Raw genomic sequence first — 11,022 nt, 5'->3', positions numbered from 1 at the left:
TAGGTTCTTTATACTATGTAATTACGTATTACGCTGTAGCAACATTGACTTAATATGCCCAATTGCTTGTGTTGGATTAAGCCCTTTAGGACAAACATTGACACAATTCATAATATTACGACAACGAAAAACACTAAAAGCGTCATCTAAAGCATCTAAACGTGATTGTGTTGCTGTGTCTCTGCTATCTACTAAAAAGCGATAAGCTGTGAGTAATCCTGCAGGGCCAATAAATTTATCTGGATTCCACCAAAATGATGGACATGATGTTGAACAACAAGCACAAAGAATGCATTCATATAATCCATCTAATTTTGCTCGTTCTTGTGGAAACTGTAAATATTCGTATGCTGGTGGATTTTTATTATTATTAAGTAAATACGGCTTTATTTTCTCGTATTGAGCATAAAATTGTTCCATATTTACTATTAAATCACGTACTACCGGCAAACCAGGTAACGGACGAATAATAATCTTTTTATTACCTCTTATTAGCATTGATAAAGGGGTGATACAGGCTAGACCATTTTTACCATTTATATTTAGACCATCAGAACCACAGACACCTTCGCGACATGAACGACGAAAAGATAAAGTTGGATCTTTTTCTTTTAACCGGATAAGTGCATCCAGTAACATTATATCCTGACCTTCTAATATTTCTAGATTATAATCTTGCATATATGGTGCATTATCTATATCTGGATTATAACGATAAATTGAAAATGCGAATTTCATTATCTATTCCTCTATAACCAATTAGCTTAATATAGAATATATGTCGCATTAATTGTGTTTTTATTCTTCTAATTTAAGTTCTCTAGATTTTAAAATCGTTTTAGTAAGAACGTATTTTTGGAGGAAATGGCGCGCATAGTTTTGGTTGCATATTAATTTTACGTTGTGTCATAGTTTCAGTTTCTGGTATGTATAATGAGTGACATAGCCAATTAGTATCATCACGTTCTGGAAAGTCAAAACGACTATGAGCCCCTCTACTTTCGGTACGAAAATTAGCTGATATAGCTGTTGAAAACGCGGTTTCCATTAGATTATCTAGTTCAAGACATTCAATAAGCTGAGTATTAAATTCACTAGAGGTATCATCTAAGCGTGCATTTTTTAAACGTTCACGAATATCTTTTAGCTCAGATAATCCTTTTGCCATTGCATTTCCTTCACGAAATACAGAAAAGTTATTTTGCATGCAATATTGTAGATCTTTACGGATTATAACTGGATCTTCACCAATACGAGTATTCTGCCAACGGTTTATTCGTTGTAAAGATGCTTCTATATCAGACTCGCTAGCATCACGGCTTGTACCTTGTTCCTGTAGTGATTTTTCTAAAAAAATACCAATAGCACGACCAAATACAATAAGATCTAGTAGTGAATTACCGCCAAGACGATTAGCTCCATGTACAGAAACACAGGCAGTTTCCCCCACAGCAAATAAGCCTGGAACCACTACATCCTCTCCTTTTTTATTAAAAGTAATAGCCTGGCCGCTAATTTTTGTTGAAATACCACCCATCATATAATGGCAAGTAGGAATAACTGGAATAGGTTCTTTTACCGGATCTACATGTGCAAAAGTACGTGATAATTCAAGAATACCTGGCAAGCGTGATTCTAGTATTTCTTTACCTAGATGATCTAATTTTAACTGAACATGTAATCCCCATGGTCCATCGCAGCCACGATCCTCGAGGATTTCAATCATAATGGAACGTGCTATCACATCACGACTTGCTAAATCTTTAGTATTAGGAGCGTAACGTTCCATGAAGCGTTCGCCATATTTATTTAGTAAATAACCACCTTCACCACGACATCCTTCGGTTATCAATACGCCAGCACCAGCAATGCCTGTTGGGTGAAATTGCCACATTTCCATATCCTGTACCGGAACACCTGCACGTAACGCCATCCCTATACCATCACCAGTATTAATATAAGCATTAGTGGTAGATTGATAAATACGTCCAGCTCCTCCAGTAGCTAAAATAGTAGCACGTGTTTTAAAATAAACTATCTCACCATTTTCAATACAAATAGCAATACAACCAACAATAACATTATCTTGATTTTTAACTAAATCTAATGCGTACCATTCAGAAAAAATAGTAGTATTATTTTTTAGATTCTGCTGATAAAGAGTATGTAATAAAGCATGTCCTGTACGGTCAGCTGCTGCGGCAGTACGTGCTGCTTGTCCACCACCAAAATTAAGAGATTGTCCACCAAAAGGACGTTGATAAATACGACCATTATCTAAACGAGAAAAAGGTAATCCCATACGCTCAAGTTCTAGCACTGCTTCTGGACCAGTTCTGCACATGTATTCGATAGCGTTTTGATCTCCAATATAATCAGAACCTTTAACAGTATCATACATGTGCCATTCCCAATTATCTTCATGATTATTACCTAACGCGACAGTAATACCACCTTGTGCCGATACTGTATGAGAACGAGTAGGAAAAACTTTAGATATTAGCGCACAGGATAGCCCTATTTGAGAAATTTGTAGTGCAGCACGCATACCGGCGCCACCAGCACCAATAACAATAGCATCAAACGTTCTGACAGGCATTTTCATTGAAAAATCCTATATTAAAATAGCTCCACACAATACATAAACTAACAATGTAATAACGACTATTAGTTGTAATACTAGTCGTATTGCTAGAGGCTTAATATAATCAGTAAGTACTTGCCACAATCCAATCCAAGCATGCACTAGAATCGAGAGTAATGTTAGCATTGTAAATACTTTAGTAATCGTTAAAGAGAAAAAATTATGCCAAATTTCATAAGTAACATACGGCACAGTAATAATAAAGCCGCAGAGATAAAAAATATATAAAAGAATAATAATTGCAGAAGCACGTAGCAATAACCAATCATGTATACCATTACGCCCTAATGCAGAGACATTATTTACCATAGAAGTACTCCAACTAAAATCGATAGCATTAAGGTTAATATTATTATCACTTGAGCAGAGCGAATACCTGTTACTAAATCTTCTTTTATATAATTAAAATCCATTAATAAGTGACGTATACCACCACAAAGGTGATAAGCAAGTACAGTAAGTATTATCCAAAAAATAAATTTAACTACGGGATGACTCAAAATAATAGTAGCTTGCATAAATCCTTCTTGAGAAGAAAGAGAAATACTTAATAACCACAAGAAGATACCAATAGTAACAAAGGTTATTATGCCAGAGATGCGATGTAAGATAGATACTATCGCGGTAACAGGCATTTGAATCGTTCGTAAATCTAAATTGACAGGTCTTTTTTTTTTCACAGTTTGCCTATGCAGCTTTATTTTATTTTATTTTTTCCAGTTCTGAGTAAAACTCAATTAGTACTAAAAGCAAAAAAATATTAAGATAGTGTGCTAATAAATAGCATATTTAAACTTATTAATTGCTATAATGCTAGATGTTCTTACTTTAAGAGAATCTGAAAACCCAATAAGAGTATAAGTGGTTCATATTATTATTACAATTCTCTGCTAAAATAATTAGTAATATTTCTTCTAAACATGATTAAGATTAATTCTTTAGAGAATAAAATATTTCTTATTTAAGAGGCATCTAACGTAATAGTAATAAAGAGTATAGACAAGTTGAACTAGGATACTATTCTTAATAGTATCCACAGGTTAAAGTCTATATCCTTTATGTAATTTACTACAATACTTTGTGTAATAAAATTATGATGAATATAACTCTATACATCTATAGCTATAATTATTTTTAATAATTTTAATTTTTTAAAATTTATTTATTTTAATTAAAAATTAAGATACGTTGGATATTTACGCATCACTAAAGTGGCATTAGTGCCACCAAAACCAAAACTATTAGACATTACTGTAGTTAATTCACGTTTTGTTATTTTAGTAATAATATTCATGTCTCGTGCTGCTTTGTCAATATTATTAATATTAATACTAGGGGCAATAAAACCGTGTTTTACCATTAGTAATGTATAAATAGTTTCATGCACCCCAGCAGCACCTAAAGAGTGACCAGTCATTGCTTTAGTTGCTGAAATTGCTGGGGCGTGATTGATAAAAACTTTTTTAATAGCATCTAATTCTTTTAGATCACCCAAAAATGTAGAGGTACCATGAACATTAATATAATCAATAGAGGTATCTTCTACGCCTATCATAGCCATTTTCATGCAACGAACAGCACCTTCACCAGAAGGTGCTACCATATTATCACCATCAGAGGTCGCACCATAGCCAATAATTTCAGCATAGATATAAGCATCACGTGCTAATGCATGCTCTAGCTCTTCAACTACTACCATGCCACCACCACCAGCAATAACAAAACCGTCTCGATCTTGATCATAAGGACGTGAAGCTTTCTCTGGTTCATCGTTATATTTAGTCGAAAGTGCACCCATGGCATCGAATTCGCATGCCATTTCCCAGCAAAGTTCTTCACCTCCACCAGCAAAAACTATATCTTGTTTACCTAATTGTATTAATTCAACGGCATGACCAATACAATGAGCAGAAGTAGCACAGGCAGAACTAATAGAATAATTTACACCTTTAATCTTAAAAGGGGTTGCTAAACAAGCTGAAACTCCAGATGCCATTGCTTTAGTTACCATATAAGGACCAACATTTTTCACGCCACGAGAACGCATTACATCAGAGCCAGCAACTTGATTTTTAGGAGACCCCCCACCAGAACCAACAACTAGACCACTACGTTCATTAGATACCTGACCTGGTTCAAGACCAGAATTTTTAATAGCTTCTTTCATTGCAAGGTAAGCATAAACAGAAGCATGACTCATAAAACGTGATACTTTACGGTTAATTAAATGAATAGGATCAGTCTCGTATTTAATGTTACCCCATACGTGACTTCGCATACCTATATCTATGAACTCTTTTGACAAAGTGATACCAGAACGTCCTGCTTTCAAAGATGCTAATACTTCCTCTTGGTTATTACCTATGCTTGAAATAATACCTAGACCAGTAATCACCGCATGTTTCATTTAATACCTCTTTAAAATTTTATTATATCTAGGACGTTATTTCACACTTTAGCGTACAGTTGTATACCGAACAAGTCCGATTAAAATAAAATTTAATAGACTTATTTAGAAACTATAATTTATCTAATTTCCATTACAAAACCCTTGAATAACTTAAAATTAAATGCCTCTAATTAATAATAATATATAGATATTTACTTAACTTTTTTATCAACGATTACTTAAGTTTTTAAGGTATGTCTTTTTTATGATTTTTTTATTTTAGTATCTTTATTACTTTATATTTCTGCTTAATGTAGCTTGGTAGACCTTAAAACGACTATTCTGCGCAAGAATTTCATGGCTACCAAAAACAGCATCAAGCATAGAGGAATAAGGTAAAAACGCATTAGCTACTATACGTAATTTTCCACTAGTATTAAGATGTTCCTTAGCATCACGGATTAACCTATCTGTTATGCGTAGGCAAGTTTGTGATCTTTCATGAAATGGAGGATTAGAAATAATAAGGTCAAAATAACCATCAATATCAGAATAAAGATTGCTAGCAATTACTTTTGCATTAATATTATTAATACTTAAAGTAACACGACTAGCTTCAATTGCAGCAGCACTAACATCGCTAAGGATTAGTTTAATTTTAGGTGAATTTTTAGCTAAAACTGCAGCTAATACACCACTGCCAGATGCTATATCTAACACGCTTCCTTCTAGATTTGGTTTAAAAGTAGAAAGTAATAATTGACTACCTGCATCCAAGTGGTTACGACTAAAAACACCTGGCAAAGTTTTTATTATTGTGTCACTAACCTGATAACTATACCACCAACTATTATAGTTAAATTTTACTTGCTTATCTAAGCGACCGTAATATAGCCTACAACGATATGCGCTATCAATTTTTCTCATTTTTATCATAGAAGTTAATATTTTTTCCACGCTACGTACGCCACTACGATTTTCTCCGATAATAAAAATATCGCTACCAATTACTAGTAAAGATAGTAAGTTAGATAATTGAAATGCAGCTTCTTGTTTGCTTTTTGGCCAAAAATAAAGTAGTGTATTACAGTCTGTAATTATATTTTTATTTGCTAGTAAACTGAATTGAACTTTTTTTTCTAAAGTATCTTTTAGCGTTTGCCAATAATTATATTGACTAGTATGAACTTGCGTTTTTATTGTTTTAAATTTTGCTGGTAAATCATCTTGTAAATTACCAGCAAATAAAATAGAACGTTGAGCAAATTCATTGCGATGACGCAGTAGCATTTTGCTAGTTGTAGTTAGCATTAACATTAAAATTTTCCTTGTAACCTATTAAATCATTATAATATTGTATTATTTAGTTTAGTTATTATTAAGGTTATTGGTGTGTATCTGATTGGTTTATTAGCATAACAATAAATTAAGTTTATTATTGATAGAAAAATGGCATCAAGAAGAGACTGGTTATTACAACAATTTGGAATAACGCAATGGACATTATATAACCCAACTATTTTACAGGGTGATGTTACTATTACTCTACCAAAAAATATTCGTTTACTGATTGTGGCACAATCGTTACCTAATTATACTGACCCAGTACTCTGTGATATTTTACTTAGTTTACGTCTTGTTCCTAAACAGACTTACAGGTTAACTCCATATCAGGTTATGATGTTGCCAAAGCAAACTCAGTGTAATAGTTGGCGTTTAGGCATTGATGAACCCTTAGCTATTAAGGGAGCGCAATTATATAGTCCAAATTTAATTGATCTTTATCATAATAGTTATGCTAAACGTGTACTTTGGCGGCAAATTTGCCAATTTGAAACAGATTTCTATTCTAATACTAGCAGATTTAACGCGTACCCACTAGATTAAGTAAAGGTCATACTTTTATAGATTTAAAAAATTTTATCAGCAATCATAGCAAATTATATCTTGCTATAAATTATAGTATTAATTATTAAATAGTAGGTTATGTAATTACATAAAAAGCATGGGATAAAATAATATTTATGATAACATATAGGTATATCATAAAATTAAGAATAACTAATAGGTTAACTCTAATTAATTTATATATTAAAGATAGTTAAATGTATTAATAATACTAACACAATAATAATATTAAACTATTCATACTAATAGAGACTTGTTTTTTATTTTAAAAAGAAACTTATATCTATTGTATATTTATATAAGATTAGATTTTTTAAATCTTATAAAGAGATAATAATAATATAAAAATATTTATTTATTTTTATGATTATCTACTTATTAAATTAGCATAATAAAATGTATTGTTAGTACATGCAAAAAGTATGTTAATCTATAAATAAATTAATAAAAATATTTTGATAGTATATTTATATTTTATTAAGTAAGTTTTATTAATTAGATCTGTTTCTTATAATGGATAATTATTCGATTTAGTAAATATTACGATAATCTTTTATCAAAAAATACTGAAAGAATTCTAATAAAAAATTTAAAAAAATTTCTTAAGCAACTTGGTGATTTTTTAAAATGGGTAAAAATGTCGTCGTATTAGGGACTCAATGGGGTGACGAAGGTAAAGGTAAAATTGTTGACTTACTAACTGAACGAGTTGACTATGTTGTGCGCTATCAAGGAGGGCATAATGCTGGTCATACTTTAGTTATTAATGGCGAAAAAACAGTTCTTCATTTAATTCCTTCTGGTATTTTACGCGAAGATGTGATCTGTATTATTGGTAATGGTGTTGTTTTAGCGCCAGATGCTTTAATAAAAGAAATTAAGCAGCTTAAAGAACATGGCGTTCCGATAATTAAACGATTATTAATTTCGGAAGCCTGCACATTAGTCTTACCCTATCATGTTGCCCTAGATAATGCACGTGAGGAGGCGCTTAATGAAAATACTATCGGAACAACAGGTCGTGGCATTGGCCCTGCTTATGAGGATAAAATTGCTCGTCGTGCTTTGCGTGTTGGTGATTTATTTGATAAAGAACTCTTTATTGCTAAGTTAAAAAAAATTATAGCATATCATAACTTTCAATTAGTGCATTATTATAAAGTTGAAGGAATTAATTATAAAAAAGTACTGGATGAGATATTAGCTGTTTCAGATATTTTAACTTCAATGGTAGTTGATGTTGTACAGTTATTAAATAATGCACGTAAAAAAGGTGCTCGAATCATGTTTGAAGGTGCACAAGGTGCCTTGCTGGATATCGATCATGGCACTTATCCTTATGTGACTTCATCTAATACTACTGCTGGTGGTGTTGCTACAGGTTCTGGTGTAGGACCATGTTATTTAGATTATATTTTAGGTGTTGTAAAAGTCTATACAACTCGTGTTGGTGCTGGACCTTTTCCTACTGAGTTACATGATGATAATGGTAAATTTTTATGCAGTCAGGGGCATGAGTACGGTGCTACTACTGGTCGTAAGCGTCGTACTGGTTGGTTAGACATTGTAGCACTACGTCGCTCTATTCAGCTTAATTCTATTTCTGGGTTTTGCCTTACTAAACTAGATGTATTAGATGGTTTAAAAGAAATTAAGATTTGTGTTGGTTATAGCGTACAGTATAAACCTAAGATTAGTACAAATATTAAAATAACTAATAAAACAATAACTAAGACAATGTCTGAGATAACTCAATTAACAGCAAAGAACTGGGAAAATATTGAACCTATTTATGAAATATTACCAGGTTGGCAAGAAACTACTGTTGGCATAAAGGAGTACTACAAATTACCACAAGCAGCTCGTAATTATATTAAACGTGTAGAAGATTTAACGGGCATATTAGTAGATATTATTTCTACTGGTCCTGATCGTTCAGATGCTATCATTCTAAAAGATCCTTTTATGTGTTTAATGAAGTAATATAACATTAAACAATAAAAATAGATTATAATTATAATAATATACTCATGATAATTATTAATTAAATATTAATCATAAATAATATTGTACTAACTTAATATATAGAATACTTTACTTCGTAATAGTTTACTTACTTCGTTAATATAAAGAATAGAACCTAAAATTATAAATTATTAAAAAATGTAAGTGATTAATGAATTAATACTATCAATAATAAAAATCTAAAATAATTTACAAACATTTCTTTCTTTATAATTAATAAAATATAAATATTGTAATTTATATTACACATAATAATTTTTTAGATAGATTATTGAATAAAACTCTTTAAATGATACTCTACTAGTGCATAGTACTCCTTAATTTCATGTGATAAATAATAATTTTACAATAAATATTTTATAAAAAATAACTATATGAAAAATATTTATAATAGGCTTATTAATAACTTAACTTTTATTTTTTCCATTTTGGAAACTCCATTGCATCATATTTAACTATGTGGGTGCCACGAGTAAACTTATAACTAAACCAGATTACTAAAAATAATGGCATACCAATATATGTTGCTACTAAGGTATACCAATCAATTTTATTTGCTAGAAAAGCTTGATAATTTTGTCCTAAGGTAATAGCAAAACATAACACAAAGGCAAAAATTGGTCCTAATGGAAAAAAAGCAGAGCAGTATGGTAAATCATTTAGATTAAACCCTTGTGCTATATATCCTTTACGAAAACGGTAATGGCTAATAGCAATCCCTAACCAGGCAATAAAACCAGTCATCCCAGAGGTGTTTAATAACCATAAATAGATAATCTTATTACCAAACATTGAACTTAAAAAACATAAACCTGCTACTGCAGTAGTAGCATACAACGCATTATGAGGTACTTTACTTTTTGATAAACAAGCAAAAATCTGTGGAGCCTTGCCTTCTTTTGCTAAAGTAAATAACATGCGAGTAGAAGCATACATTCCTGAATTACCTGCTGATATTACTGCTATTAAAATTACTACATTCATTACTGCAGCTGCAGACAATAGTCCAGCATTTTGAAATACTAGGGTGAATGGACTAAGACTAATATCTTTTGTATTATTACGTAATAAATTTGGGTCAGTATAGGGGATAACTAAGCTAATGATTAATATCGTAAAAATATAAAATAATAAAATACGCCAAAAAACTTTTCGAACTGCTTGTGGGATGCTTTTATCTGGATTTTTTGATTCTCCAGCAGCAATACCTATTAACTCAGTTCCTTGAAAAGAAAAACTAACAATCATTGCTACTCCTATTATTGCAGAAAAACCACCAGCGAAGGGAGCGTCATCAATTATCCAATTATGCCAACCTGTGTTTTCACCACCACATATAATTCCAGTTATCATTAAAACACCAACAATAATAAATAGTATGACTGTAGTAATTTTGATTAATGATAACCAGTACTCTATTTCACCAAATCCTTTAACTGAAATATAATTAAGCAAAAATATTAGACTAAGGAACAAAGCGCTCCATATCCAACCTGGTGTTTCTGGAAACCAATAGTGCATTACTAATTGAGCCGCAACTAAATCAACGGCAATAGTTATTGCCCAGTTATACCAATAATTCCATCCTAGAGCAAAACCAAAACCTTCTTCAACATATTTTGAACCATAAGTAGAGAATGAACCGGAAACAGGCATAAATGCTGCTAATTCACCAAGACTAGTCATTAGAAAATAAACCATTAAACTAATTAGTGCATAAGAAAGTAAGGCTCCACCTGGACCTGCCTGTGAGACTGTTGCGCCCGAGGCAATAAATAAACCAGTGCCAATAGAACCACCTATAGCAATCATCGCTAAATGTCGTGATTTTAGTTGGCGACGTAATCTTGGGGCATCTTGTTGTTCCTGCATACTAATATCTTGTTGGATCACTCTTAGTCTCATCCATTAATAATAGAATAAAATAAGATTATAACAAATCTTAATAAAGGCTAGTAAGTATTATATATCGTGATTATTTTTATTAATAAATAATAACTAATATTAATGTATTATTAATTATTTTTATAATTAACTTATATGACTCTAGCATATT

Annotated in this window: 9 protein-coding genes; 2 read left to right on the top strand and 7 right to left on the bottom strand. The window is 31.5% G+C overall.

The window, feature by feature from the left end; translation table 11 throughout:
- Positions 1 to 21: 21 nt before the first annotated feature.
- The 6 genes from AB4W73_RS01900 to rsmC form a co-directional block, all read right to left on the bottom strand.
- Positions 22 to 738: a succinate dehydrogenase iron-sulfur subunit gene (locus AB4W73_RS01900; RefSeq protein WP_367680173.1), complete on the bottom strand. Its 717-nt coding sequence runs from the start codon at positions 736 to 738 to the stop codon at positions 22 to 24.
- Between the two features lie 100 nt (positions 739 to 838).
- A complete protein-coding gene (gene sdhA, locus AB4W73_RS01895) occupies positions 839 to 2,605 on the bottom strand; it encodes a succinate dehydrogenase flavoprotein subunit (protein ID WP_367680172.1) in 1,767 nt (588 codons plus the stop codon).
- 9 nt (positions 2,606 to 2,614) lie between these two features.
- A complete protein-coding gene (gene sdhD, locus AB4W73_RS01890; protein ID WP_367680171.1) occupies positions 2,615 to 2,953 on the bottom strand; it encodes a succinate dehydrogenase membrane anchor subunit in 339 nt (112 codons plus the stop codon).
- The gene (gene sdhC, locus AB4W73_RS01885; protein ID WP_367680752.1) at positions 2,947 to 3,339 is read right to left on the bottom strand and encodes a succinate dehydrogenase cytochrome b556 subunit; all 393 of its coding nucleotides are present in this window, start codon (positions 3,337 to 3,339) and stop codon (positions 2,947 to 2,949) included. The genes sdhD and sdhC overlap by 7 nt, the downstream gene beginning before the upstream one ends.
- 476 nt (positions 3,340 to 3,815) lie before the next feature.
- The gene (gene fabB, locus AB4W73_RS01880) at positions 3,816 to 5,051 is read right to left on the bottom strand and encodes a beta-ketoacyl-ACP synthase I (RefSeq protein ID WP_367680170.1); all 1,236 of its coding nucleotides are present in this window, start codon (positions 5,049 to 5,051) and stop codon (positions 3,816 to 3,818) included.
- A 273-nt stretch (positions 5,052 to 5,324) separates the two neighbouring features.
- The gene (gene rsmC, locus AB4W73_RS01875; RefSeq protein WP_367680169.1) at positions 5,325 to 6,350 is read right to left on the bottom strand and encodes a 16S rRNA (guanine(1207)-N(2))-methyltransferase RsmC; all 1,026 of its coding nucleotides are present in this window, start codon (positions 6,348 to 6,350) and stop codon (positions 5,325 to 5,327) included.
- A gap of 132 nt (positions 6,351 to 6,482) precedes the next feature.
- Here rsmC and AB4W73_RS01870 point away from each other — a divergent pair, with 132 nt between their 5' ends.
- The gene (locus AB4W73_RS01870; RefSeq protein WP_367680168.1) at positions 6,483 to 6,920 is read left to right on the top strand and encodes a DNA polymerase III subunit psi; all 438 of its coding nucleotides are present in this window, start codon (positions 6,483 to 6,485) and stop codon (positions 6,918 to 6,920) included.
- 648 nt (positions 6,921 to 7,568) lie between these two features.
- A complete protein-coding gene (locus AB4W73_RS01865; RefSeq protein WP_367680167.1) occupies positions 7,569 to 8,924 on the top strand; it encodes an adenylosuccinate synthase in 1,356 nt (451 codons plus the stop codon).
- Between the two features lie 456 nt (positions 8,925 to 9,380).
- On the opposite strand, the gene AB4W73_RS01860 is transcribed toward AB4W73_RS01865, so the two are convergent.
- Positions 9,381 to 10,859: an amino acid permease gene (locus tag AB4W73_RS01860; protein ID WP_367680166.1), complete on the bottom strand. Its 1,479-nt coding sequence runs from the start codon at positions 10,857 to 10,859 to the stop codon at positions 9,381 to 9,383.
- Positions 10,860 to 11,022 lie beyond the last annotated feature (163 nt).

Source organism: Candidatus Fukatsuia anoeciicola (genome assembly GCF_964059965.1).
GTDB lineage: Bacteria > Pseudomonadota > Gammaproteobacteria > Enterobacterales > Enterobacteriaceae > Fukatsuia > Fukatsuia anoeciicola.
This window is presented reverse-complemented; position numbering and strand designations above follow the sequence as displayed.